This is a genomic window from Rossellomorea sp. y25 (assembly GCF_038049935.1).
Taxonomy (GTDB): domain Bacteria; phylum Bacillota; class Bacilli; order Bacillales; family Bacillaceae_B; genus Rossellomorea.
In genome coordinates this window covers 1,797,486-1,823,109 of sequence record NZ_CP145886.1, presented here as the reverse complement: position 1 = coordinate 1,823,109, position 25,624 = coordinate 1,797,486, and the positions used below count along the sequence as shown (strand labels likewise).

Below are 25,624 nucleotides of genomic sequence, written 5' to 3'. Positions count from 1 at the left end.
AATATTTATATCTGTCTGATTTTCTTATATCTGCAATTGGAAAAGAGAAGGGTGGGTTACCCTTCTGTTTTCATTTAAATATAAGGGGGAGCTATAAAAGCTCCTTACCCATTAAAAGTTAAGTACTTTTTTCGCTGTTTCAAGAACGTCTTTGTGGTTTGGTAACCAGATTGGCTCTGCTTGAGAGAAAGAGTACACTGTATCTGGTGCCGCTACACGAAGTACTGGTGCTTCAAGGCTAAGAATCGCACGGTCATTGATTTCAGCAACCACGTTCGCTGCGATACCAGCTTGCTTTTGAGCTTCTTGAACAACGATGGCACGGTTTGTTTTTTCAACTGACGCCATAATTGTATCAATGTCCAACGGGCTAACCGTACGTAAATCGATTACTTCGACTGAGTGTCCTTCTTTTTCAAGTTCTTCAGCCGCTTTCAATGATTCGTGTACCATTGCTCCATAAGTGATAATGGATAGGTCTGTACCTTCACGTTTTACATCAGCTTTACCAAGTTCAATTGTGTATTCCTCTTCAGGAACCTCTTGACGGAATGAACGGTATAATTTCATGTGCTCCAGGAAAATGACAGGGTCATTATCACGAATAGATGAAATTAATAAACCTTTAGCGTCATAAGGTGTTGAAGGAATAACGACTTTTAAACCAGGTTGCTGAGCCATTAATCCTTCCAAGCTGTCCGCATGAAGTTCCGGAGTATGTACTCCACCACCAAATGGGGAACGGATTGTGATTGGAGAAGTATACGTTCCACCTGAACGGTAACGCATACGGGCCATTTGTCCACTTACTGAATCCATTACTTCGTATACGAAACCGAAGAATTGGATTTCCGGTACCGGACGGTACCCTTCTAATGCTAAACCGATTGCTAAACCACCGATTCCTGATTCTGCTAGTGGAGTATCGAATACACGGTCTTCACCGAATTCTTTCTGAAGTCCTTCCGTCGCACGGAATACACCACCGTTTAGACCTACGTCCTCACCAAAAACTAAAACGTCTTCGTTGTTGCGTAGTTCTGTGCGCAGTGCATCAGTGATCGCTTGAATCATTGTCATTTGCGCCATGGCTTATTTCGACTCCTTTTCTTTGTAGATTTCTAATTGTTCTTTTAAGTTGTAAGGAAGCTCTTCATACATATTGTTAATGAAATCAGTAACTTTTTGCTTAGGAGTTCCATCTGCTTCTTTAATAGCTTGTTTGATATCTTCTTTCGCTTCTTCGATCACTTCGTTTTCTTTCTCTTCACTCCATAATCCTTTACCTTCTAAGAATTTACGGAAACGCACTAATGGATCTTTCTTCTCCCAATCAGTATCCATTTCTGAAGTACGGTAACGAGTTGGATCATCACCTGCCATTGTGTGTGGCCCGTAGCGGTAGCAAAGTGTTTCGATTAATGAAGGTCCTTCCCCATTTACAGCGCGATTACGAGCTTCTAAAGTAGCTGAATACACTGCTAATGGATCCATACCATCCACTAATATACCAGGGATACCGGCTGCAACTGCTTTTTGAGCAATTGTACGGCCAGCTGTTTGCTTATCACGTGGTGTTGAGATGGCGAACTGATTGTTTTGAACAACGAAGATCGCTGGAGCTGCGTACGCACCGGCAAAGTTAATTCCTTCGTAGAAATCACCTTGTGAAGACCCACCGTCACCTGTATATGTAACGGCAACAGCTTTCTTACCACGTTTCTTAAGGCCTAATGCCACCCCGGCAGTTTGGATGTATTGTGCACCGATGATGATTTGAGGTGATAATACATTTACACCTTCTGGAGGCTGATTTCCTTTGAAATGTCCACGTGAGAATAAGAATGCTTGAGCTAACGGAAGACCGTGCCAAACGATTTGTGGAACATCGCGATAACCAGGCAGGATCCAATCTTCCTTCTCTAAAGCAAAGTGAGAAGCAATTTGTGATGCCTCCTGTCCAGCTGTTGGTGCATAGAAACCTAAACGTCCTTGACGGTTCAGGGAGATTGATCTTTGATCAAGAATACGAGTATAAACCATACGACGCATTAATTCCTGTAGATCCTCATCAGAGATCTCAGGCATTGCATCTTCGTTTACTACTTCGCCTTCTTCGTTCAAAATTTGGAACATTTCAAACTTGTCTTCAATTTGTTCGAGCGTCTTAACTGCATCGAATTGTGCCTTCTTTGATTTAGAAGCCATCGAAGTCACCTATCCTTTCTTTATACATTTATTTTGGTTTTTTTACATACAAAGTTTAGATTACCCAAATTCAGTATGACCTACCACAATACTTGAGGATACACACACTATTAGTAGTTTTCCACAAATACCAAGAAAGCAAACCCGAAATTACATTCGAGCTTATCTGTATCAGTCGAAATTCAATAGCGACTAATACAATCCATGAATACCTTTACTAGTTTACAATATAGAAATTCAGGAAGTCAACGACAAAGTATTATAAATTCATGATTCCAAACAACCTTTAAATTTTTTTCTGCCATTTCTTTTCAGAACTGTATCAATACTCCCTTACTACCTGTTATATATAAACAATAGAAACAATCTCATCTGTTATAGAGTAAGAATGCCGTTACTCCTCTTTATCCCATTATGACCCTGAGATTGGAAAGGAACTCGGATTATTGTTTAAGTAAAATCAAAAAAGTGATAGAAGAGGGAAGTTTTCCTCTTCTATCACTTTTTATCCATCATTATTCTGAGTCTTTCACATCAAGACCGGCGCTCGAATAAAACTCTTGTTTTAGCTTATTGAATTCTTCTGTCTTTTTATTGTAGTCCTCATTGAACTTCACTATTTTTTCATATTGTTCATTAATAGAAGAGATTTGTTTCTCAAGCTCTTCAATTGTAAGTTCTTTCTTTTTGAACATATTATAAAGCTCTTTATCCAGAGATAGGACATCCAGATAAGAAGATGTTAGCTTTTCATGAAGCTGATAACGTTCTTCCATCGTTTTCCCCAGCTTTTTGGCTTCTTTTTTAAGGTCTTCGTTTTCTAACTTATCAACATAGTCGTCTGCTTTCGCAAACTCTTCCTTCGCTTCACTCATGGACGTACGCTCTTGATCTATGTATTCTTTTCTTTTTTTGATGTTGTCCAGAGCTTCGTCGGAAAGTTTTACAATCTGGTCAAACTCTTTCATCCCAAGATCCATAATCTTAGTATAAATTTCTTTCTCTTTTTCTTCTAACTCTTGAAGAGGCTTTTGAACTTCAACATATTGACCTTCTTTGGATACTGTTTCTTCAAGAACATTGTACATATTCTCCTCGGGTGAAGAACCACCAACACAGCCCATTAATACAAAGATAGCGGCTCCTAAAATGAAAGCAAAACGAAATTTCGACACAACTAGATCCCCCTTAACTATTTACCACCTTCTACTATATCTATGTCTACAACATTTGACAATAGGGATTTACAACTGTGGAAAAAAATGTCGATTAGACTATTCTTCCTATTAAAATGATTATGTCATTTATCTGTTGAGTATTCCACCTTATATCGAATCTCATTCGTTAACTTTTCCGGTGTAAAATGATAGACTATTATCATACATAATAGATTATCTTAATATATAAAGTAGAGAAGTGATTGATCAACTGGCCCCGTCTGCAAGTAATGTGTAATGACATATATCGCCTATCCAATCATATCTCTATTGTACCTGAGGAGGAAAATCAATGATTACGATGAATGACATAATCCGAGAGGGTCACCCTACATTAACGATGGTGGCAAAGGAAGTGGCTATCCCGCCATCAAATGAAGACAAGGAAACATTAAGAAGCTTATTAGAATATGTAGTAAACAGCCAAAATCCTGAAACAGCAAATAAGTATGGCCTTAGACCCGGGATTGGCCTCGCTGCGCCTCAAATAAATATTTCTAAGAGGATGTTAGCTGTCAATGTGACAGACAATCAAGGAAGATTACACAGCTATGCTTTATTCAACCCGAAGATTATTAGCCACTCAATCGAGAAAGCTTATTTAACATCAGGTGAAGGTTGTTTGTCAGTAGATAGAAATGTTCCCGGATTTGTTCCTCGATACGCCAGAGTGACTGTCAAAGGCTGGGATGTGGATGGTAACGAAGTGAAACTGCGTTTAAAGGGGTTACCGTCCATCGTATTCCAGCATGAAATCGATCATTTGAATGGGATCATGTTCTATGACCACATCAACCCGAATAATCCGTTCGAGCCGATTCCGGATGCAATCGCTATTGAACGATAATAAAAAAGACTTCTTCCTATTACCGAAGAAGTCTTTTTTGTTTAGATTAATTCCAGTTCCTTTAAACCATGATATATTCCATTATCATCGACGTGTTTTGTGACCAAATTTGCATGTTTTTGTACTTCTTGCACGGCATTCCCCATGGCAACACCTGTACCAACGGATTGAATCATTTCAATATCATTTAACCCGTCTCCAAACGCGTAAACATCTTCCATTTCAAACCCGAGCTTAGCGATCATTTTTTTAATGCCTTCTGCTTTTGATCCGCCTTTCGGCAGGATATCCATTGAGTACTGATGCCAGCGAATGAATGTGAAGTCATTGTATTTCTCCCGATAAAAGCTTTCTTCTTCTTTTGTACAAAACAACAAGGATTGATAAATATCTCTTCCTTTATAAAATTCCGGAGCATAATCAGGATGTGGAAATTTTAAACTTCTCATACTCTCTTCAATATATTTATGGTGCTTTTGGTTTGACTTCATCGTTTGATGATTTAAGTGAACCACCGGATGTTCCTTAGAATACGTATCCTCCAGTAACTCTTCTAACGTCTCTATTTTTAATGGATTTGTATAGATGACCTCATTTTCAAAAACTACATATTGACCATTAAATGAAACAAAGGATTCGATCCCTAACTCTTCCCGAAGACCCTCATACATAAATGGAGCTCTGCCAGTTGCAATCGCAACATAAGTGCCATTTGATTGTAATGTTTGGATGGCTTCTTTCGTTGCATGAGGAAGCTTCTTATCGTGGTCAAGCAGTGTACCATCTATATCGAAGAAAACTATTTTAGACATATCTGTTCTCCTTTTCACACATAATCTTTATCTCTTTTACCCGTTGTTTAAAGTAATCCTTTGCGGCTTAAATGTCAATGAATGAGCCCATTTACCAAACTTAACCATGTAAGAGATTCAATAAATTCCGTACAATATAAGTAAGACAACAGAGACGACGGTATTATTGTTCCTTTACTTCAAAGGAAAATCTCGGTAAACTATTGATAAGGAGTGATCCACCATGTTAAAAAAGCTCAGAAAAAAGCTTTTAAAACAGTGGAAAGAATTGCTTAGAAAAAAAACGATTGCATAGTATTTTATCTGTCGAACGAACCCAATCAAAGTCACACTACTAAAATACATGTAATTCGGTTATACTGTCATACGTTTACACAAATAATAAGGGACTGATGCCACTAGTGAGCTTTTTCGTCTCCATTGGTTCAGTCCCTCTTCTCTATTTTTGTAATGTTTTAATGAAGGATTCTCGCAAAAACTTTATTTACTCGAAAGAATCCTTTATAATTTATAGCATACATAAACACGGTGATTCATCCCTACTTAAATGATAGGTTATTTTCGAAAGAGTTAGAACAAGGGCTGTAGGCTATGGTGAATTCTCGTGAAAGATAGATTCCACTCGCCTTTCATTCATATTGAAAGGTCGCCCTGTGTTAAGGAAATGATCCTTTTATCAATCGTTTTTTTACCACAGGGCGTAAATGAGCCATATATGAACATAGTAACTGTTCAGACCACAATGGTATATCTATACCTATTAGCAGGGAAGCTAGCCCTCTAATGTCCAGCTCCAGCGTCAAGTCCTATTCGTCATGATACACACCTCCCTCAACCGGAGCCTGGTTTTATGCCTATAGGTGCCTAAGACGCCGCTTATGTTATGTAGTTGATAACTTTTTTATCATAGATGAAAGTTAGATTTTTTGAAAACGGATAAGGAGAGAGAAAAACATGATTTTTAAAGTATTTTATCAAGAAAGTAAAGCAGAAGTGCCTGTTCGCGAATGCACTCAATCTCTTTACATGGAAGCAGATTCAGAACGTGAAGTACGTCTGAAATTAAAAGACAAACCGTATAACATTGAATTCGTACAAAAGCTAGAGGGCGCTTTTTTAGAGTATGAAGAAAAACATCATTCTTTCGAGTTGGAGCAATAATCAATGAAATTTGTCAAGAATGACCAAACCGCAGTATTTGCCCTTGGCGGTTTAGGTGAAATCGGTAAAAACACATACGGCGTACAATTCCAAGACGAAATCATCCTGATCGATGCGGGAATCAAGTTCCCTGAAGACGAACTGCTCGGTATCGATTACGTAATACCGGATTACACATATCTGGTGAAGAATGCAGATAAAATCAAGGGTCTTTTCGTGACACACGGACACGAAGATCATATCGGTGGAATCCCTTATTTACTGCGCGAATTAAACATCCCGATTTACGGCGGGAAGCTCGCACTGGGACTTATTAAAAACAAGCTGGAAGAGCACGGTCTATTAAGAAATGCGAAACTTAATGTCATCAAAGAAGATGACATCATTAAATTCCGCAAGACGTCTGTTACCTTCTTCAGAACGACTCACAGTATTCCGGATTCATACGGGATTGTTGTGAAAACACCACCTGGTAATGTTGTACATACAGGTGACTTTAAATTTGATTTCACGCCGGTTGGTGAACCCGCGAACTTAACCAAAATGGCTGAAATCGGAAAAGAAGGCGTCCTTTGTCTTCTATCTGATAGTACGAACGCTGAAGTTCCAAACTTCACAATGTCCGAACGCAAAGTCGGAGAAAGCATCAATGACATTTTCCGCAAAGTGGACGGTCGTGTTATATTCGCTACTTTTGCTTCTAATATTCACCGTTTACAACAAGTGGTTGAAGCAGCTGTCTTTCATAATAGAAAAGTCGCTGTTTTCGGAAGAAGCATGGAAGCTGCCATTACAATCGGTCAAGAATTAGGGTATATTAACGCCCCTAAAGATACATTCATTGAACATAACCAGATTAATCGTTTACCTGCAAATGAAGTAGCGATATTATGTACAGGTTCTCAAGGTGAACCAATGGCTGCATTATCGAGAATTGCAAACGGTACTCACCGTCAGATTCAGATCCAGCCTGGTGACACAGTTGTATTTTCTTCTTCACCTATCCCTGGAAATACGATCAGTGTAAATCGCACAATCAACCTACTATATCGTGCTGGAGCAGAAGTCATCCATGGACCATTAAGTGATATCCATACATCTGGTCATGGTGGACAACAAGAAATGAAGTTAATGCTCCGCCTGATGAATCCAACCTTCTTTATGCCGATACATGGTGAATTCCGCATGCAGAAAATGCACGCTCAGATCGGGGTAGATTGTGGAGTTCAAGCTGAAAATTGCTTCATTATGGACAACGGTGAAGTTCTCGCATTAAGCAATGACTCAGCACAAGTTGCTGGCAAAATCCCTTCTGGGAACGTCTATATCGACGGAAGCGGTATCGGTGATATCGGTAATATCGTTCTTCGGGATCGCCGAATCCTTTCAGAAGAAGGCTTAGTCATCGTTGTGGTTAGTATCGACATGAAAGATTTCAAAATTGCATCAGGTCCTGACCTGATTTCCAGAGGATTCGTGTACATGCGTGAATCAGGTGACCTTATTAATGAAGCACAAACACTTATTTCTAAACACCTGAACAAAGTTCTAGAAAGAAGGACATCACAATGGTCAGAGATCAAAAATGAAATCACGGATACCCTTGCTCCATTCTTATATGAAAAAACAAAACGACGTCCTATGATTTTACCGATCATTATGGAAGTCTGATAATCTTAAGATCCGGTGGATGGATGACACTTTAATCACAGTGTACCTTTCACCAAATAATAAAGAAGAGGCTGACCGCTTGGGTCAGCCTCTTCTTTATATTATAAGACCTTCTTTTCAAAACGGTTAATATCTGTATCTGCTCCAATTACAATCAGGATATCTCCTTCACGAATCTGTTCATCGGCTTGTGGAGACACAATAATATCCTTTTGTCTTTTAATCGCCACGATATTGATCCCGAATTGAGCACGGATATCCAAATCGATTAACGAGTTCCCACTAAGGTTTTCATTCGCCACAATCTCTACGATGGAGTGTTCATCCGACAGCTCTAAGTAATCCAATACATTATTCGAAACGATATTATGAGCAATCCTTCTCCCCATATCACGTTCTGGATGAACGACTTGGTTCGCACCTATTTTACGTAAAACTTTTTCATGGTAATCATTTTGTGCCTTAACGGTAATTTTTTTCACACCGATTTCCTTCATCATCAAGGTGGTTAAGATACTAGATTGGATATCGTCTCCAATAGCCACAATGACGTGGTCAAAATTCCTGATTCCCAGGCTCTTTAATACGGATTCGTCCGTTGAATCTGCCACTACCGCATGAGAAGCAATGGAAGAGAATTCATTTACTTTATCTTCATCCTGATCAATCGCCATAACCTCCATCCCTTGATCTGATAATGAACGGACAATACTGCCTCCAAATCGCCCTAATCCAACAACCACAAACTCTTTTTTCACCATACATCCCCCCGCACTCTCTATATCCTTTATTTTAGCATAAAAAAAAGGAGAAAATGAAATTTCTCCCTGTTGTTCCCTGTATTAAATTTTGAGGGTTTTTAACAATACCCTCTTTTATTATTATTTCTTGCCTTTAACATAATCTGCATCAAATAAAAACAGTCTCATTAACAAGTAAAGAGATGGAATCAATAAAAGCAATCCTGCTATAAAGACGATAACCAGGGCCGTTCCCATCGTTGGATTCGTTACACTCGTTTCTATCGTAATAAACGGTTTTAAAATATAAGGTAAATGGGATGCACCGTAGCCAAAGAAAGCAAAGAAGAATTGCAGCATAACCAAAATAAAGGCAGTTCCAAAATTCTTTCGCAGGTAGATTAAAAATGATGCACCGAAGAAGCATAGAAGGGATAATCCAAACATCCACCAAATATCAATTGCCTTCGTAAAATGCTCTGCATTATGCTCTCTTAAAGACACGAACACTAATAAGCTTGCCAGAATGGTCGGTGGACTCCAAAACAGAGAAAACTTCCTTAATTCTTCCCTGGAATCCATATCTCCTGCACGGTTTGCATAATAGGTTAGAAAAGTTGCACTTATAAATAATACCGACACAATGGAGAGAGCCACCACACTCCACGAATAAGGGCTGGTAAAAAGCTCCTTGGCCAGGAAGATGACCTTATCTCCCTGTTCCTCCAGAAATCCACCTTCTGAAATCGTTAAAGCCGTTGATAAGGAAGCAGGAATTAATAGACCGGTTGCTCCATATAAAAACAGATACACGATATTATCCTTTGAGCCGTAATTTCCGAATGCATAGAAGCTTCCTCTTATAGCCAGCAATATGATGGCGATACTTCCCGGAAGTAATAAAGCCGTTCCATAATAATATGCTGCGTCGGGAAAGAACCCTACAAGCCCCACAAAGAAGAAGACGAAAAAGACGTTGGTTACTTCCCATACCGGTGAAAGGTATCGACTAATCAACACGTTTAACGTATGCTCCTTGCCCTTCATTCTCCCGTAAAAGGCAAAGAAGCCAGCCCCGAAATCAATTGAAGCCACAATAAGGTACCCATAAAGGAATAACCACAATACGGTAATCCCTACTACTTCCAAACTCATACCCATTCCTCCCTTAAAGCTTAAGCCCCTTCTTCACAAAAAATGAAAAGAAGGAGCAATTTTATTTCTAATTAACTCGCTTTCTTAGGAAAACGTTGTTCTAATTCCGCCTCTGCAGGCTTATTTTTAAACATTTTGATTAATACAACCACACATAGCACACCCAGGAGGATATAAAGGCCAACAAACAATGCAAACGTCAAGCCTACTCCATCGGCTTTCGTTGCCGCATCTGCCACTTTCATATACCCTCTCATAATCCATGGCTGTCGACCAACCTCGGCGTAAATCCAGCCAAATTCAATCGCCAGCATCGCAAGTGGTCCACTTGCTACAATTCCCCATAGAAGCGGCTTATTCCATTCATTCCGCTTCTTCCACTTCCAGAACAGAATAAATGCCGCAGAAATAAAGATACTGTAAAACCCAATTGATACCATCAGGTCAAACATATAGTGGACCCATAAAGGCGGCCGCTCATCTTCAGGAAATTCATTCAGACCAATAACCTCTGTTTCAAAAGAACTCCCTGCCAGAAAACTTAAGAATCCAGGTAAGCGGATCTCATTATGGACCTCATTATTTTCATCCAGTGTTCCAAATACGATAAGATCCGCATTCTCTTCCGTTTCAAAGTGCCATTCTGCTGCGGCGAGCTTCTCAGGCTGATACTCGGCTAGGAATTTAGCTGATAAATCCCCTGCCAATGCAGTCGCAAAAGCGAAAATCAAAGCAGAAACCATCGTTAAACGCAGGGCTTTCTTATGATACTCCCCGCCTCTCTTACGAAGAATCGCAAATGCCGTAATCGCCGCCAACACCAAAGCCGATGTTAGATAGGCAGTCGTCAATACGTGAAACACTTTCGTAGGCGTGGCCGGATTCAGCATCGCAGCAATCGGATCGATATTAATGGCTTTCCCATTCTCTAATTCAAATCCTTGAGGAGTGTTCATAAACGCATTCACCGTCGTAATGAAAAGTGCAGAAGCCGAAGAACCAATCATAACCGGAATCGTCAACAGCCAATGGATCCACTTATTCTTAAAACGGTCCCAAGTATAAAGATAGATTCCTAAAAAGATAGCCTCAAAGAAAAACGCAAAAGTTTCCATAAATAATGGCAGTGCAATCACCTGTCCGGCGACCTGCATAAATGAAGGCCACAATAAGGAAAGCTGCAACCCTATCGCTGTACCCGTTACAACCCCCACCGCAACCGTAATCGTAAAACCTCTTGCCCACCTTCTTGCAAGCAAAAGATAATGGGGATCATTTCGTTTGATACCCATAAACTCCGCAATGGCAATCATAATCGGTACCCCTACCCCAATCGTCGCAAAAATAATATGGAATGCAAGGGTTGTCGAAGTGAGCATTCTACTCAAAATCACACCATCTAAAACCATTCTATACTCCCCCTACTGATCTACTTACAATCGTAAACAACTGTTTTCTACTGTTTATCACATATTGTTCATTATAAAACCTGATAATGAGTTTGTGATGTGTTGAACATGAATATTTTGTGACGTTTTTCACAAACATTTATTTATCTTTTATTTTAGGGGTTTTTAGAGTAATTGGCAATGATGTTGCTTGGAGGGATGGGGCTTGTTTTTCGAGAAAGTATTGTACACCGACCCGACCCTATCCCACCACACCCCTCCTTCCATAAACAAAAGAAAAGAACCCCTCACACACCAGTGCAGGGGTCCATCCTTTCTTACATCGCATCCAACATTCTGAACTGTGATTTAACCAGCTCATAATAATCACCCTGTTGCTCCATCAGCTCATCGTGGTTGCCGGATTCTTTGATTCTTCCATTTTCCAGGACAAAGATATTGTCCGATTCACGGATCGTAGATAGGCGGTGAGCGATGATGATTGCGGTACGACCGTTCAGTAGACGTTTCAATGCTTTTTGAATTTTGACTTCTGTTTCTGTATCTATGGATGCTGTCGCTTCATCCAATATGATGATTCGAGGGTTCGCCAATAGTGCTCGGGCGAATGACAGTAATTGTCTTTCACCAACGGATAAAACATTACCCCGTTCTTCCACTTCGGTCTCGTATCCATTGGAAAGCTTCTCGATGAACTCATTGGCTCCGATTGCTTCGGCGGCATTCTTAACCTCTTCGTCCTTTGCATCAGGGCGCCCGAATCGGATGTTATCCATGATGGTTCCCGAGAAGATGAATGTATCCTGCAGGACGATGCTGATTTGACTTCGTAAGCTTGAAACCGATGCATCCCTCAGGTTTACCCCATCAATTTTCACTTCACCATTCGTCGGATCGTAAAAACGGCTGATCAGGTTGGCGATCGTAGTTTTACCAGATCCAGTATGGCCGACTAACGCGACGGTCTGGCCTGCTTTCATTTCAAGGTTGATGTTTTGGAGTGCTTTTCGTTTGTCATCGTAGGAAAATTCTACATTCTCAAACTGTATTCTTCCTTTGATGTCAGTCAGGTTCACTGCATTCGTTTTTTCATTTACAATCGGTTGTTCATCGAGGAATTCGAAGATACGCTCGGATGAAGCCATACCGATCAGTAGTTGATTGTAAACTTGGCCGAGCCTTGAAATGGGTTCCCAGAACATCCCCAGATAGAAGGCGAATGAAACAAATTCTCCCAGTTCCAGTGAGCCGCCTTGAATGAGATGGGCACCGTACCATATGAGGACCGCTGTCCCAATGGCGTTTGTCAGTTCTACTAGCGGGCGGAACATGGCATTTTTCTTTGTGGCTGTTCTCCAGCTATCGAAGTTTTCCGTGTTTACCCCATCGAAGAAGGCCATGTTTTCTTTTTCTTGAGTGAATGATTGAGTAACACGGATCCCTTGAATGCTTTCATTCAGATGGGAATTCAGCTTCGATTGCTTGAGTCGTACCATTTGCCAGGATCTGCGGATGTTTTTTCGTAAGCTGGTTGAGATAAAAAACATGATTGGCAGAATGACCATGACGGCAAGTGTTAACTCAGGACTTAACGTAAAGAGAATGACGATGATTCCAATGAGCAGGATGATATCCATTAAGAGATTAATAACTCCGTTTGTAAATAGTTCCTGAAGGGAGTTAATGTCATTCATGATCCGAACCAGGATGGAACCGGCTGACCTCTGATCAAAGAAGCGATGGGATAGCCATTGAACATGGCTGAATAAGTGCTTTCTTAAATCATAGATAACTCCTTGCCCCAGCTGATTCATCCACCTGATCCTTAGCACATTTGCAACGTAATTCAATACATAGAGTCCTGCGATAATTCCAACCAATGTAAATAGTAAATTGGAATCCTTCTGCCTGATGGCTTTGTCTAATGTGTATACCCCAATCAGAATAGGTACGATCAATCGAACTGCTGTTGTGATCAGAACGGTAATGATGGATAAGGGCAGGAGTTTTTTAGAATAGGGCTTTAAATACGTTAATAACCGGTAGAGTTGCTCCCAGTTAAACGGCTTATCGATCATTTGATCTGTAGAGTAATGGAATCTGCTTAATACGCTTTTGTTCACTTTGTTTTTCTGACTCAAATCCACTCACCTACCCTTCCTGAGTTTGTAATATTTTTTTCTGGTCTTTGTATTGGATATCATAGATTCGTTGATACGGTCCATTATTTTTCAGTAGGAAGTCATGAACTCCCCTCTCGACGACTTTCCCGTTTTCCAGTACGAGTATTTCATCTGCATGCTTGAGGGATGAAATCCGATGGGCAATAATAAAGGTCGTTCGATCCGACATGACTTCTTTTAGCGCTTTTTGAATCCTGAATTCAGTTTCCATGTCTACGGCGCTTGTTGCGTCATCGAGGATCAGGATCGATGGGTCTGTACAAATCGCACGGGCTATGGCAATCCGCTGCTTTTGACCACCTGAAAGACCTAAACCTCTTTCACCGAGCCTTGTGTCGTAGCCATCGGGCAATTCTGAAATAAAATCATGGGCTTGTGCCCGTTTTGCTGCTTCCATGATATCTTCCATTGTTGCTTCCGGTCGTCCATACGATATATTTGCCTTGATGGTCGAAGAGAATAAGAAAGATTCCTGAAGGACGAAACCGATATTTTTTCGAAGTGATTTTAAAGAGTAATCTTTCAGATCCCTTCCATCGATGAGGATTTCTCCCTCTTCGGGTTCATAGAAACGAGTGATAAGCTGGGTGATACTCGTTTTACCAGAGCCGGTACCTCCGATCAGACCGATGACTTTTCCGGGTTCAGCCTTAAAGGTAATATCCTCGAGGGCTGCTTCATCATGAACGGTATAATTCAGTGACACATGCTTAAATTCCACTTCACCATTCATCCGATCAACGTGGAGAACATCTTGATGATCTTTTATCTCTTCGTCCACTTCAAGAATTTCGAGTAAACGTTCCCCTGATGCTTTCGATTGTGAAAACAGGTTAATCGTAAATCCAAGATTCATGATCGGCCAGATAATGTACCACACTAAACTGTAAAACGCGACAAGCTCTCCTGGTTGAAGGTTGCCATTCATCACAAGATAACCACCGTAAGCGAGGAGTGTCACCACACTTACATTCCCCAGAAACTCCATTAAAGGAAAGTACTTTGCCCAAATGTCCGAGGTGAAAAGGTATTTATCTTTGTAATCGCCGTTTGATTGGTTGAATTTGTTGATTTGATGATTTTCTCTCGATAATGATTTTACTGTATTGATTCCTGAAATATTTTCTTGAACATTGGTATTCAGTTTTCCGAATGATTTACGGATACCCCTGAAAGCAGGGTGAACCGCTTTATCAAATTTGTATACGGCTATAGCCAGAAATGGTAACGATAATAGGGTAACGAATGTCAACTGAGGTGAATAATAGAACATAACACCAAAGCTTACCGTTACTAAAAGGAAAAAGCGAAGCAGTTCGGAAAAACCAAAGGATAGAAAGAAACGAAAAGCTTCTACATCTGCCGTCAACCGGGACATCAGATCCCCTGTTTTGGCATTATCGTAGTAACTGAATGGAAGGAATTGAAGCTTTTCATACAGTTCATTTCTCATTCGATAAACCGAGGTTATACCGAATAGATCCCCATGGTATTGCTGAATAAATGTGGCAACGCCTTTCACGATCATAATGCCGATAAATCCAAAAGCTAAGTACGGAATCCACTGATAGTTCCCTTGCAGAATCACATCATCAATCGTGATTTGCAAGATCATTGGATAGACGACAGTGATCAGTGTAACAAAAATCAAGAAAATCATTGAAATGATAAAATGCCTTTTATAGGGCCAATAAAAGGCTTTCAATTTTTTAAAAGTATCCATATTTTCTCCCCCTTCAACGTTGCATATAAAAAGAACGTACTAATAAATATATCGGCTTTCGAAATATTTATCTACCCTTTTTTAGAATTTTTTACTTTTTTATGAATTATCCTTCTAGTCTTATTATTCATATTAATTGTAAAAATGAATCCAAAAAAATAGATCGGTCTTTTGACCGATCTATTCCCGCATATTTCGTTTGAACCTATTCGCTTTTTTCCATTTCATCGAGCACACGATTGACGCGTTTTTCAAGCATTTTCATTCCGCTTCCGCCCGCTTGGAAGTGACGAAGGTTCCCGTCTTTATCAAAGACATAGTAAGCCGGCACATATTGATTTTCGAATGCATCGGTCAATTTATGCTCACTGTCTACGAAGATTGGCTGAGTGATATCGTGCTCAGCTGCTACCTTCTTTATTTCTTCCAGGTTCAGATCATCCTCGGAGCGTGGCATATGGACAGCCATAACATTCAGTTTATCACTGTATTGATCCCGAAATTCATTTACTTGTGGCATCGCTTCTTTACAAAGGTGACATGAGATGGACCAGAAGTGAATAAGTGTCGGCTTTTCTCCTACCAGCTCTCCCTTTGTTACTTCTCCATTTAACCATTCTGTAGCACCGTTTAATTCCGGCATCGGTTCACGAAGCTTCATTAATATGGCCTCCCTTAATTTGTATCGATTTTATTCCTATTGTTCACAGGATAGATTTGTACTACTCCTGAAAAATTTACATGATAAGAAAAAGGCCTAACAAACGGTTAGGCCTTTATTCATTTGAAAATTATAAAGTTTTTTGACCTGGCTTCCAGTTTGCCGGGCAAAGTCCGCCAGTTTGAAGTGCTTGAAGTACACGTAAAGTTTCTTCAACGTCTCGGCCGATATTGTTGTGGAATACTACTTGATATTGCAGTTCCCCTTCTGGGTTTATGATGTATAGCCCGCGAAGAGCAATACCTTCATCTTCAATTAGGACTCCGTATTCGCTGGATACACTGTGGTTTGTATCTGCAGCTAATGGGTATCTTAGCTCACCAAGACCATTTTCTTTACGGTCAGTGTTAATCCAAGCTAAGTGGGTATGAATAGTGTCTGTAGAGACACCGATAACTTCTGCATCTAAATCTTCGAACTCATCGTAGCGGTCTGACATTGCTGTAATTTCAGTTGGACAAACGAAAGTGAAGTCCATTGGGTAGAAGAACAATACTGTCCACTTATCGTTTTTCATATTTTCTTCCAGTGACACTTTACCGAATTCTTTGTTTGGCAATACAGCGTCCATTTCAAAACGTGGAGCCTGTTTGCCTACCATGCGTTCTGCCATGAGTGAATCCCTCCAATGAGTTTTTAATGAAGTATTTTACATGAAAAGGAAGACGTGAAAGCCTGTCCTTTCTGAATCACAAGTTTCATTATATAGGATTAGTTTTTTTAAGTCAATGTTAAATTATAATCAATTTAATATTAAAATGATTATAATTTATTGACAATATCCCTTACTTGGTTTTCCCTATTATATAGAAGTTTACTCACTTTTCTGCTTGAATAAACATCTACATAAAGTTTACCATTTCTCAACTGGGGAATAAAACAATATGCTTTTTTATATACTCTTTGACATGTCCTATGGTGAATTGTGTATACTAGAATGGTCATTATTTAAAAGGAAGGATGTTTTGGATTGAATTACATACTTGGTCTTAGTGCTATAAGTGACCGACTTTCCAATTTTAATTGGGGCGGTCTATTGGTGACGATTGGAATAGGCGCCTTACAGATAATAGCGATTTGGATCGCTTTCATTATCGTGAAAGGTGCAGCTAACAAAGTGGTTGAGAGAGTCTTTGATAAGTACAGAAAAAGAAATGATGTTTCTGAAGGTCGCGCCCAAACACTACAAAGTCTTTCAAAAAATATAATCGGATACATCCTGATTTTTGTTTTCTTTGTCACGATTTTACAAATCTTCGGTATCCAGGTGACGGCTATTCTCGCCGGAGCAGGAATTGTTGGCCTTGCAGTCGGCTTTGGGGCTCAAGGGTTAGTAAGTGATGTAGTGACTGGATTCTTTATTCTATTGGAAAAGCAAGTAGATGTAGGGGATTACGTGTCCACAGGAAATTTCTCAGGGATTGTAGAAGAGGTTGGTTTACGAACGACACATATTCGTGGGTTTGATGGTACTCTGCATTATGTGCCAAATAGAGAAATTACGAGTGTCAGCAATCATTCCCGTGGAAATATGAGAGCACTTGTTGATATCGGGATCTCATATGATGATGACATTGACAAAGCGATGGTGGTGCTTCAGCAGGTTTGTGATACGATCGCTCAAGAAGATGACAATATTGTAGATGGACCAAATGTGTTAGGGGTTCAGACACTTGGCGCTTCAGATGTAGTACTGAGAGTGCTATGCAAAACGAAAAACATGGAGCAATGGGGAGTGGAACGGAAGCTTCGTAAAGCTCTAAAAGAAGCTCTTGACCAAAATGGAATTGAAATTCCTTACCCTCACCAGGTTTATATTGAGAAGAAAGAAAGCTAATGAAAGTAAAAAGAGAAGGCACCGGCCTTCTCTTTTTATTTGTCTCTTCTCCTTTTGGCATTCAGTAGACGCTGAAGGCGATCATCATCCTTAGTTTCTTGAGGATCCTGTTTAACCTTGGATTTGTTTATCCGCCCCTTTTCCTCAGAAGCTTTAGGCATAGTCTGCTTGCTGCTTGTAGGTTTCTCCAACTCATTCCCCTCGCGGTTCTGTTTCACTTTGCTGCCAAGTTGTTCAAAAGTTGGTCGTTCTTTAGGAACGGTAACGGGTATCTTCCTTTTAAGCTTATCAAAGACTCCCATTATAGGACCTAATCCAAACCTTCTTATTGCAATTTCACTAAAGAATAGTAGAAAGCCTATACTAATAAGGAGTGAACGGATTGATTGCTCTCTGGATGATTGGTTGTTGAACTCTCGAAAGACTTCTTTAGGGGACGAATATCTCTTCCCTCCCGTTGCTTCTACTATCTCTTCCAGTGTTCGGGTTCCCCCCTTGTAGGTGTATTCTTTCGAATATGGAACCGAAAAGCCTGTTTGGTATGAGCTTCCACTCTCTTCACCTGCCTTGGAGATATTCATATGATATAGTCCAGGTGATAACCTGCTCTCAAATTCGACTTCATAGTCCCCCGGATCCTTAATTCTCGTCGTTGCAGGAATCTCTTTTCCACTTTCATCAAGTGCCGTTACCTCAAGTTGAGAGACATCTCCCGCAGATGACGAAAGCTTTAACTGAGTATATCCCCTATCGTCTTCCACATCGATGGTGTAAGGGTTGGATTGAATATCAGGAAACGAACGTGTAACAAGCTGATTGACGAACGTCGGCCATCCTTTCCACCTGACGAAATCCCCTGTCCATTTTCCAGTTGTATCAGACGTAAATGCAAATGTCCTCCCCAGACCATATCTCCAGGTTGCCAAAATAGGATCATTCTTTTCACTTTTCATCTCAACTTGAGAAGTGCCTTTTGGACTAGTGGCAATATAGGCATTCATTTGCGGAATGCCTTCTGTAAATAACGTTTCCCATTTAGACGAAGAAATCGCTGGATAAAATGGATAGTCTTCAATATAGGTCCTGGTAGTAATGACTGTCTCCCTTGTTAAGATACTCGGTATCACACTGGCATCGACAACATCATAAAATCGACCTTTTCCCCATTGTGATAAATCATTTAATAGACCTCGATCTGCTCCTTCACCGATTGAGACGGTGGATAACGTAATTTGTTTACCGTGACCATCCTCTACAAGTGACTGGTAACTGCCTGACGTGGCAGATTGTCCATCCGTTAAAAGAATGATATGTTTTCTTTTTAAAGGTAAATCCTCTAAACTCTTATATGCTTGCTGTAAGGAGGAAAAGATTTCTGTTCCGCCACCAGGTGAAATGGAACGTATTTGCTCTTCTACTTTCTTGCGATTGGAAAGTGGTTTCGTCTCGACGATTTCCCATGGTCGATCGTCAAATGCAATGACTCCCAGCGTATCCTTATCTCTAAGTAAAGAGACGGTTCTTGCAGCAGCTTCTTTTGCAAGGGCAATCTTCTGACCATTCATACTCCCTGAGCGGTCGAGCACAATGACAAGACCAAGGGACGGAAGCTCTTTTTTCCCTTTCACATCCATATTGACGGGCAGTAATTTTTCGATCGGTGTTTTAAAATATCCTCCAAGAGCAAAACTTTCGCTTCCGCCAAACATAATAAATCCTCGTCCAAATTCTTGCACGCTTTTCTCCATAAGGAGCATTTTTTTCTCAGGAATGCTTGTCGCAGATACATTATCAAAAAGAATCGTCTGATATTCCAGATAGGAAGTCAGCTTTCCCGGTAACTGCTCAGGTTTGTATGAATCAACGCTAAACCCTGCTGACTTCAGTAATGGGGTTAACGGGCTTTCTCCAGAAGGGCTTTCCACCAGGAGTACTTTGGCTGGCCCTAATGAACGGGCAAGATTGTATAAGGTATTATTTTCTTTGCTTCCACCCCCTTCTGTAAACGCCTCTGCCTTATACACCAATAAACCCGATTCACCTACGACATGCTTGAACTGATATTCATTGTTTCCTTCTTGCACTTGTACAATTTCCTTAATGATTGACTGATCATTTAAGGATATGCGCATTTCTACCTCTTTTTTTGTTGTGCTGTACGCGTTAACGGTTATGACTGTTTCTTCTCCTTCATATTGAATGGAGGGCGACGTAACATTAGTTACTGCCACATCATCTTTCGTATCCGGTGAAAGTGGAATCCAATCCACTTCAATCCCTTTACCCTTTAATAATGGTATGACATTTTCCCCAGTCCCAGTCGTTTCCTTACCATCTGTGATAGCAACAATTCTTCCTCCCCGGGTAAGGAGATTCGATGCATATTCCAGTCCTTCTTCGAGGTTCGTTTCTCCCTCGTTAATCTCTCCTGCAAACTGATTGATGTCATTTCTGTCCGGTGAAATTGTTCGTTCAATTTCCGAGTTTTCTCCAAAGGCTACGATTCCGTATCCATCATGTTCTACCTTGGTTCGGGATGCTTGATTGATCAGATTCAGGATGTGATCCTCTTGTTCCGACACAGAGGCAGAACGGTCAGCTAGAATGAGTACCGACCGCCCTTTATCCGGCAACAAAATAAGCGGGTCAGCAAGGGCAATGATCAATAGAACCATCCCACATCCCCTTAATATGAAGACGAGCTTTTCTTCCTTCCTCTTCAATCCCTGTCTGGCAAATAGGAAGAGTACAAATCCAAGGGGAATCATCAACCATAACCAAAGGATTTCTTTAAATTCGATTCCCACGTCTGTACACCTCCCATTCGATAAATAATAGCAGGATTGCCAAGATTAGAAACCACTCAGTAAGGGCTTGGGGAATGCTCTTTGATTCCTCGTTTTTCATTCCTTTAGTGGGTTCAAGGGAAAAGGAAGACCCTCCTGATAATTGTTTTTCCCGATCATCAAGTACGACACTGAAATATTTCATGTCACCATCTCGTATAGCTTGATATACACCAGGTGCTTCGGGTGCCTTGAACATCCCCTCCCCAGTCCATTCTTTTTCAAACTCACCTTCAGTGGAGTATATATCCCATTTATCTCCCGAAAGAGGTAATGTCCTCTCTTCACCCGGTTGATAATAGCCTAAAAACCCATGATTCTCTGATAAAAATTGATAAGAATTATAAAGAAAGATCGGAAATCCCGGATGTAATGGGAAATCTGATTCATTAAGGTGCAAATTTAACAGGACAAGCTTCTGACCATTCACTTCTCCCTTCTGGATGAGAGGAATGGAATCACCTGTTGCAACTGATTGGAGATTCTTTATTTGGATGGAACTCACTTTATCCACATACACTTTTCCCAGTTCAACATGTTTTAATAGGGGATCTTCATTCGTCGCTTCAATCCCATGTGTCAGCGGAGTGGCTTCTTTTGATCGTTCCGGAACGATCATGGCAGGGCTGCCAACAGATAATTGCTGCCACTTCTCCTTAGTTGTCAAGATGATTTCATCCCCAGGCTTCATTTGATCCTCTTCAATGGTTTTCACGTCGACTCCGATGGATTGAAACCCCTTTAATAGGAAAGGGTTAATTTCCCCTATGACATGAATGGCCGGCTTGGCAGCAGCCTGAATACTTGAAAGGCTGTTATCTTCCATGTAATCATCATTAAAATCGATTACCGCCTTATAGATTGGGCTATGGGAAAGGTCAGATAATGGAACAACGGTTTCCCCTCCTGGATCCAATGTCAGTCCCACCGAAGAGATCTCATTCTTTTCATCGTAAATGGTGAGGTGACCCCTTCGTGATACCTCACTTTGATTTTCGATCACAGCGACTCCTTGATAAGAAGATCCTAACCGTTCAACTCCGAAACTTGTAAGAGAAACATTTACAGGATTAGTCAAAAGATTATGTACCTGAATAGGACTTGTAAGTTCTTCTGTAAAATCATCTTTTTTCATTGAGTCTGAGAAGATATGTATGATTGATTCCGACCCGATTGCCAACGCCTCTCCAAGGTGAATCGCTTTTTTCATATCTTCGTTGTCATTAGATAATGGTAGATTCTTTAAACCATTGAGAACAACCCGGTCGTTTGTTTCTTCCGAGACAATGGTGGTTAAAGATTTCCCCACCCCCAATAAGGTTACTTTTCCATCAGTGCCTTCAACCAATGATTGAATGTCTTCCTTTGCTTCTTCAAAGTGAGATCGATTGTTCACCACTGCATTCATGGAGGCAGAGGTGTCCAGTAAAATGACGAGATGATCTTTTTTGGCCATTTCTTTAAATGTATAAGGCTTTACCAGGGCGATCATTAGGAAGAGAAGGATCAGTACTTGTAAAAGAAGTAAGACATTTTTCTGTAATCTATGAAACCATGGAGAAGCTTGCCATTCCTTCATTACCTCTTCCCATAGTAAATTAGAAGGAACAACTTGATCTCTGTATTGTTTTCGAAAGAAATACATTAAAATAACGGCGGCTATAAAAAAAGAAAATAAAAAAAAGATTGGATTCCCTATTCCCATCATATCACCTCAGCGGATCCATCCATTTTCTTTCAAATCCTTAAAGAATATTTCATTTAATGGTGGCAGGCAACTTGTTTGAATATAGCCAAACCCCCATTGATTGCATAATGCTTCAATCTCTTTGTTGTGATTAAGTAATCGCTCCTGATAGAGCTCCACCATCCTCGGACTTATTGATACATTCGTTTCCTGGTGTTTTTCACTATCTAATAATTTGACATCACCTTGATAGGATGGCGTAAGCTCTTCTTCATCGAGAAGTTGGATAAAATAAACCATTTCTCTTCTAATAGAAAGTTTTCTGAGTGCTTCCTCTATCAATGAGAGCGATTCGAGCCCGTCAGAAAGAATAAAGGATACGGCGCTTTTTTTTCGTACCCCTTTTCCTACTTGCTCAAAAAAGGAAATCCCAACTTCCCCTGTACGGTCCAGGGACAGCTCTTGAATGTCATGGAGAATCGCTTTTGCGTCCCGTGCCCCTTTTTTCATAAAGCACTTTTGGTGATGAGCTCCCATGCAATGCAATGTTAGACGATCATCATTTGAAAGAGCTAAAAATGACAGTGCTCCAGCTAATTCTTTCGCTCTCTTCCACTTTCTACTTTCTATTAACATGGAATTCGAGCAATCAAGGTAAATATGAACCTTTAATTCTCTTTCATCCAGATACCTTTTGATATATACCTTTTCCGTTCTGGCATACACATTCCAGTCGATTTGCCTTACATCATCCCCAGGTTCATACATTTGATAATCGGAAAATTCCAGGGAACTCCCATGATGGGTTGCGAGACGGGAACCTTTATGGTGACCGCTCTTTAATCGTGTACCAGTGATCCTGTGCCTTTTCAATTGAGCTAGAAACTGGCTTTGCCAAAGCGTTTTCACCGACTATCACCTTTTTGAACGAAGTCGATCATTTCAAGGATGAGCTCATCCGTTCCAACACTCATTGCTTCTCCTTCAAAATTCAGGATCATACGGTGCCGCAATACGAGAGGAGCCACCTTTTTCAGATCTCCAATGGAAACATGGTACCTTCCTTGTGTCAACGCTCTGGCTTTGGCCATAAGAATGACATTTTGAAGCCCCCTTGGTCCACTCCCAAATTCAACATATTGTTTGATCCTTTCCGTTGTTCTTTCACTTTTAGGGTGTGTTGCATCAATAATATCAATGGCAAAGTCAATCATTTCATCTGTGACCATAATTTCTTTCACGAGGTCCTGAATGCTTAATAGTTCAGCTTGATTCAGCCTTTTCTCAAGAACGATGTCTTCGGTTCCTGTTGTACGCTGGATAATTTGTTTCATCTCTGCTTTAGTAGGATAGGAAACCAAGATTTTACACATAAACCGATCAACTTGGGCTTCAGGTAAAGGGTACGTTCCTTCAAGATCAATCGGATTTTGAGTGGCCAAGACAAAGAAGGGCTTATCCAATGTCATCGTTTCACCTACCACCGTGACCGTATTCTCTGCCATTGCCTCAAGAAGGGCACTTTGCGTCTTGGGTGTCGAACGGTTGATTTCATCCGCTAACACTAAGTGATGAAACAAAGGACCTTGATGGAAAACAAATGGATGTTGATCGTCCCTGCTTTGTTTCATGACCATTGTTCCAGTGATGTCTGTAGGCATTAGATCCGGGGTAAACTGAATTCGTGAAAAGCTAAGGTCCATAACATCCGCAAGGGTACGCACCAACATCGTTTTCCCTAACCCGGGTAAACCTTCCAAGAGAGTATGACCTCCCGCAAGGATGGACCAAAGCACACCCTCTACAATTTCCTCCTGCCCTACGATAAAGCGCTGAACCTCTTCCTTCACTTCTGTTATCTTCAAAGATGCATGTTTAAATTGTTGTTCTTTATCCTCTAAATTCACTCTGCCAACTCCCCTGGATCTATTTCACTGAAATAGGATTGCACGATATTCTCTAAATCTTTAGGGATCGTGGAACGATCCGACGACTTCCGGTAAAAAGAATAGTAATCCTGATACACTTCTTCATATGGACGAAGGGTTCCCTTTTGTACCGGCCCATTGCTTTCAAACCGCTCTCCCTGTTGACCCTCGCCTAATTTGCCTGTATCCCGTTCAATATGGTTATGCCCTTTGATTTTTTCCGGGACAGAAAGCATCTCTCTGGATCCTTGCCCGTTGCCGGCTCCGTTTCCTGCTAGAGGGGAGGAACCGTTTCCATTTCCTGCACCGTTGCCATTCCCTCCCTGGCCATGAGAATTTGTAGCACTGGTGCCTGGCTGATTTCCATTTGCAGATGAAGAAGGATCCTTTTTCCCCTGTGACTTACTATTTGCCTGGTTAGACGGCGCTTTACCGGAATTCTGTGCCAATGGTTCTGAACCTGTTGTATTACCCTTTCCGATTGCATTCTTTAAGAGACCGGCTTCATTTTGAAGTTCATCTTGAAGTTTAGCAAATTGATCTAATTGTTCTTCTATGCCATCCGACTCTTTCATTATTTCTGATAATTCTTCCAAGGAGGCAATATCCTTTGATTTTAAAGCCATTAATAGCTGATCTCTTTGTGCTTTTGTCAATTGATTAAAAGCTCGCTGGAGTTTATCGCTATTTTTTTCTTGAAGCGCTTTGTTTACGTTCTCTAGATGAATATCCGCTATCCTTTTCTTCACTTCCTGCAGCTTTTCATTCTGTTTCTCTATTGATTTCTTATGAAACTCGAGCTCTTTCACTTTTTTGGTTATTTCATCATATCGTTTGGCCGCTTCCTTTACTTTCCCGAGCTCTTCATTTTTTTTCAACAGTTTTTCTTTAATAGAAGCATTCTCTTTCTTTTTCGCCTTTTCTTCTATTCTTTTATTTGACTCCGCAATGATCTCTTTTTCTTTCTCAATCCGATTCGCTTCCTGAAAAGAGGTATTCCACTGCGTGAAAATCAGTAAGGATAAAAGCATAAGAGTTCCGCTTGTTATCAGGAATGAAGGCTTAATTCTCTTCTTTCTATATTTCAAGACTTCCGGATGAGCCCTTTTCATCTTATTCAATGCATCATGCACAACCAATGAAGAAAGAGCATGGCCACTATGAAGGCTACTATAAGCGGAACTTACACGATTGTCCTCTACGAACACATCATAGGTTAAGGCACTATCCTTCAAGGTGGCTCTCCTTCGATAAAACAATATCGCAACACCAATGAAAATGGAGTGGCAGCCTACCCATAGGATTCTTTCCCAATATGGGATTACAACTAACGCTGCCATCAAAACGATGCCTAGAACAAAGACACCTGCACAAACAAGCAGGAGCTGAATGTAATAACATAATTGATTGATCCAGAGCTTTTTTCTTATTTGCCGAAGCAATTGAAGAAATTGTTGAGTTTGTTCCATCTTCTCACCC

General features: G+C 40.6%; 20 protein-coding genes. 4 read left to right on the top strand and 16 right to left on the bottom strand.

Annotation, left to right across the window (positions count from 1 at the left end):
* Positions 1 to 111: 111 nt before the first annotated feature.
* From AAEM60_RS09090 to AAEM60_RS09080, 3 genes are all read right to left on the bottom strand, one after another.
* Positions 112 to 1,089: an alpha-ketoacid dehydrogenase subunit beta gene (locus AAEM60_RS09090; RefSeq protein ID WP_044337544.1), complete on the bottom strand. Its 978-nt coding sequence runs from the start codon at positions 1,087 to 1,089 to the stop codon at positions 112 to 114.
* A 3-nt stretch (positions 1,090 to 1,092) separates the two neighbouring features.
* Entirely contained in the window at positions 1,093 to 2,208 is a 1,116-nt protein-coding gene (gene pdhA, locus AAEM60_RS09085) for a pyruvate dehydrogenase (acetyl-transferring) E1 component subunit alpha (protein WP_044337545.1), read from the bottom strand.
* A gap of 515 nt (positions 2,209 to 2,723) precedes the next feature.
* Entirely contained in the window at positions 2,724 to 3,383 is a 660-nt protein-coding gene (locus AAEM60_RS09080) for a YkyA family protein (protein ID WP_299740564.1), read from the bottom strand.
* A gap of 334 nt (positions 3,384 to 3,717) precedes the next feature.
* Here AAEM60_RS09080 and def point away from each other — a divergent pair, with 334 nt between their 5' ends.
* Positions 3,718 to 4,272, top strand: coding sequence for a peptide deformylase (gene def / locus AAEM60_RS09075; protein ID WP_299740562.1), 555 nt, complete (start codon positions 3,718 to 3,720; stop codon positions 4,270 to 4,272).
* Between the two features lie 41 nt (positions 4,273 to 4,313).
* Here the strand turns inward: def and AAEM60_RS09070 are convergent, their stop codons facing one another.
* Positions 4,314 to 5,084, bottom strand: a complete 771-nt coding sequence (locus AAEM60_RS09070) for a Cof-type HAD-IIB family hydrolase (protein WP_299740560.1) — start codon at positions 5,082 to 5,084, stop codon at positions 4,314 to 4,316.
* Positions 5,085 to 6,038: 954 nt separating this feature from the next.
* Here AAEM60_RS09070 and AAEM60_RS09065 point away from each other — a divergent pair.
* Positions 6,039 to 6,245: a DNA-directed RNA polymerase subunit epsilon gene (locus tag AAEM60_RS09065; protein WP_341357843.1), complete on the top strand. Its 207-nt coding sequence runs from the start codon at positions 6,039 to 6,041 to the stop codon at positions 6,243 to 6,245.
* Between the two features lie 3 nt (positions 6,246 to 6,248).
* On the top strand, positions 6,249 to 7,916 hold the full coding sequence (gene rnjA, locus AAEM60_RS09060; protein ID WP_299740557.1) for a ribonuclease J1: 1,668 nt from the start codon (positions 6,249 to 6,251) through the stop codon (positions 7,914 to 7,916).
* Positions 7,917 to 8,017: 101 nt separating this feature from the next.
* Here the strand turns inward: rnjA and AAEM60_RS09055 are convergent, their stop codons facing one another.
* From AAEM60_RS09055 to AAEM60_RS09025, 7 genes are all read right to left on the bottom strand, one after another.
* Positions 8,018 to 8,674, bottom strand: coding sequence for a TrkA family potassium uptake protein (locus AAEM60_RS09055; protein ID WP_299741284.1), 657 nt, complete (start codon positions 8,672 to 8,674; stop codon positions 8,018 to 8,020).
* A 123-nt stretch (positions 8,675 to 8,797) separates the two neighbouring features.
* Positions 8,798 to 9,811 (bottom strand): cytochrome d ubiquinol oxidase subunit II, encoded by a 1,014-nt coding sequence (locus AAEM60_RS09050; RefSeq protein ID WP_299740555.1) that lies wholly within the window; start codon positions 9,809 to 9,811, stop codon positions 8,798 to 8,800.
* Between the two features lie 71 nt (positions 9,812 to 9,882).
* Positions 9,883 to 11,220 carry a cytochrome ubiquinol oxidase subunit I gene (locus AAEM60_RS09045; protein WP_299740553.1) on the bottom strand — a complete coding sequence of 446 codons (1,338 nt, stop codon included), beginning with the start codon at positions 11,218 to 11,220 and terminating at the stop codon, positions 9,883 to 9,885.
* Positions 11,221 to 11,537: 317 nt separating this feature from the next.
* Entirely contained in the window at positions 11,538 to 13,298 is a 1,761-nt protein-coding gene (locus AAEM60_RS09040; RefSeq protein ID WP_299741283.1) for an ABC transporter ATP-binding protein, read from the bottom strand.
* Positions 13,299 to 13,371: 73 nt separating this feature from the next.
* Positions 13,372 to 15,126: an ABC transporter ATP-binding protein gene (locus tag AAEM60_RS09035; RefSeq protein ID WP_299740551.1), complete on the bottom strand. Its 1,755-nt coding sequence runs from the start codon at positions 15,124 to 15,126 to the stop codon at positions 13,372 to 13,374.
* A 205-nt stretch (positions 15,127 to 15,331) separates the two neighbouring features.
* A complete protein-coding gene (locus AAEM60_RS09030) occupies positions 15,332 to 15,787 on the bottom strand; it encodes a TlpA disulfide reductase family protein (protein ID WP_299740549.1) in 456 nt (151 codons plus the stop codon).
* 130 nt (positions 15,788 to 15,917) lie between these two features.
* Positions 15,918 to 16,460, bottom strand: coding sequence for a peroxiredoxin (locus AAEM60_RS09025; RefSeq protein WP_044337555.1), 543 nt, complete (start codon positions 16,458 to 16,460; stop codon positions 15,918 to 15,920).
* Positions 16,461 to 16,817: 357 nt separating this feature from the next.
* Between AAEM60_RS09025 and AAEM60_RS09020 the strand changes: the two genes are divergently transcribed.
* The gene (locus AAEM60_RS09020) at positions 16,818 to 17,684 is read left to right on the top strand and encodes a mechanosensitive ion channel family protein (protein ID WP_299740546.1); all 867 of its coding nucleotides are present in this window, start codon (positions 16,818 to 16,820) and stop codon (positions 17,682 to 17,684) included.
* Between the two features lie 35 nt (positions 17,685 to 17,719).
* Here AAEM60_RS09020 and AAEM60_RS09015 read toward each other — a convergent pair whose 3' ends face one another.
* From AAEM60_RS09015 to AAEM60_RS08995, 5 genes are read right to left on the bottom strand one after another with little or no spacing between them, the layout of a single operon-like run.
* Positions 17,720 to 20,491, bottom strand: coding sequence for a VWA domain-containing protein (locus AAEM60_RS09015; protein ID WP_341357842.1), 2,772 nt, complete (start codon positions 20,489 to 20,491; stop codon positions 17,720 to 17,722).
* On the bottom strand, positions 20,475 to 22,235 hold the full coding sequence (locus AAEM60_RS09010) for a BatA and WFA domain-containing protein (protein ID WP_341357984.1): 1,761 nt from the start codon (positions 22,233 to 22,235) through the stop codon (positions 20,475 to 20,477). The genes AAEM60_RS09015 and AAEM60_RS09010 overlap by 17 nt, the downstream gene beginning before the upstream one ends.
* 9 nt (positions 22,236 to 22,244) lie before the next feature.
* Positions 22,245 to 23,126 (bottom strand): DUF58 domain-containing protein, encoded by an 882-nt coding sequence (locus tag AAEM60_RS09005; RefSeq protein WP_341357841.1) that lies wholly within the window; start codon positions 23,124 to 23,126, stop codon positions 22,245 to 22,247.
* On the bottom strand, positions 23,123 to 24,124 hold the full coding sequence (locus tag AAEM60_RS09000) for an AAA family ATPase (protein WP_299740540.1): 1,002 nt from the start codon (positions 24,122 to 24,124) through the stop codon (positions 23,123 to 23,125). The genes AAEM60_RS09005 and AAEM60_RS09000 overlap by 4 nt, the downstream gene beginning before the upstream one ends.
* Positions 24,121 to 25,614, bottom strand: a complete 1,494-nt coding sequence (locus AAEM60_RS08995; protein WP_299740538.1) for a hypothetical protein — start codon at positions 25,612 to 25,614, stop codon at positions 24,121 to 24,123. Before AAEM60_RS08995 ends, AAEM60_RS09000 begins: the two co-directional genes overlap by 4 nt.
* Between the last annotated feature and the right edge of the window lie 10 nt (positions 25,615 to 25,624).

Excerpts from the sequence above, each read along its gene's own strand:
- AAEM60_RS09090 (WP_044337544.1), bottom strand. The coding sequence starts at position 1,089 with ATGGCGCAAATGACAATGATTCAAGCGATCACTGATGCACTGCGCACA.
- pdhA (WP_044337545.1), bottom strand. The coding sequence starts at position 2,208 with ATGGCTTCTAAATCAAAGAAGGCACAATTCGATGCAGTTAAGACGCTC.
- def (WP_299740562.1), top strand. The coding sequence starts at position 3,718 with ATGATTACGATGAATGACATAATCCGAGAGGGTCACCCTACATTAACG.
- AAEM60_RS09070 (WP_299740560.1), bottom strand. The coding sequence starts at position 5,084 with ATGTCTAAAATAGTTTTCTTCGATATAGATGGTACACTGCTTGACCAC.
- AAEM60_RS09065 (WP_341357843.1), top strand. The coding sequence starts at position 6,039 with ATGATTTTTAAAGTATTTTATCAAGAAAGTAAAGCAGAAGTGCCTGTT.
- rnjA (WP_299740557.1), top strand. The coding sequence starts at position 6,249 with ATGAAATTTGTCAAGAATGACCAAACCGCAGTATTTGCCCTTGGCGGT.
- AAEM60_RS09050 (WP_299740555.1), bottom strand. The coding sequence starts at position 9,811 with ATGAGTTTGGAAGTAGTAGGGATTACCGTATTGTGGTTATTCCTTTAT.
- AAEM60_RS09045 (WP_299740553.1), bottom strand. The coding sequence starts at position 11,220 with ATGGTTTTAGATGGTGTGATTTTGAGTAGAATGCTCACTTCGACAACC.
- AAEM60_RS09040 (WP_299741283.1), bottom strand. The coding sequence starts at position 13,298 with ATGATCGATAAGCCGTTTAACTGGGAGCAACTCTACCGGTTATTAACG.
- AAEM60_RS09035 (WP_299740551.1), bottom strand. The coding sequence starts at position 15,126 with ATGGATACTTTTAAAAAATTGAAAGCCTTTTATTGGCCCTATAAAAGG.
- AAEM60_RS09030 (WP_299740549.1), bottom strand. The coding sequence starts at position 15,787 with ATGAAGCTTCGTGAACCGATGCCGGAATTAAACGGTGCTACAGAATGG.
- AAEM60_RS09025 (WP_044337555.1), bottom strand. The coding sequence starts at position 16,460 with ATGGCAGAACGCATGGTAGGCAAACAGGCTCCACGTTTTGAAATGGAC.
- AAEM60_RS09010 (WP_341357984.1), bottom strand. The coding sequence starts at position 22,235 with ATGGGAATAGGGAATCCAATCTTTTTTTTATTTTCTTTTTTTATAGCC.
- AAEM60_RS08995 (WP_299740538.1), bottom strand. The coding sequence starts at position 25,614 with ATGGAACAAACTCAACAATTTCTTCAATTGCTTCGGCAAATAAGAAAA.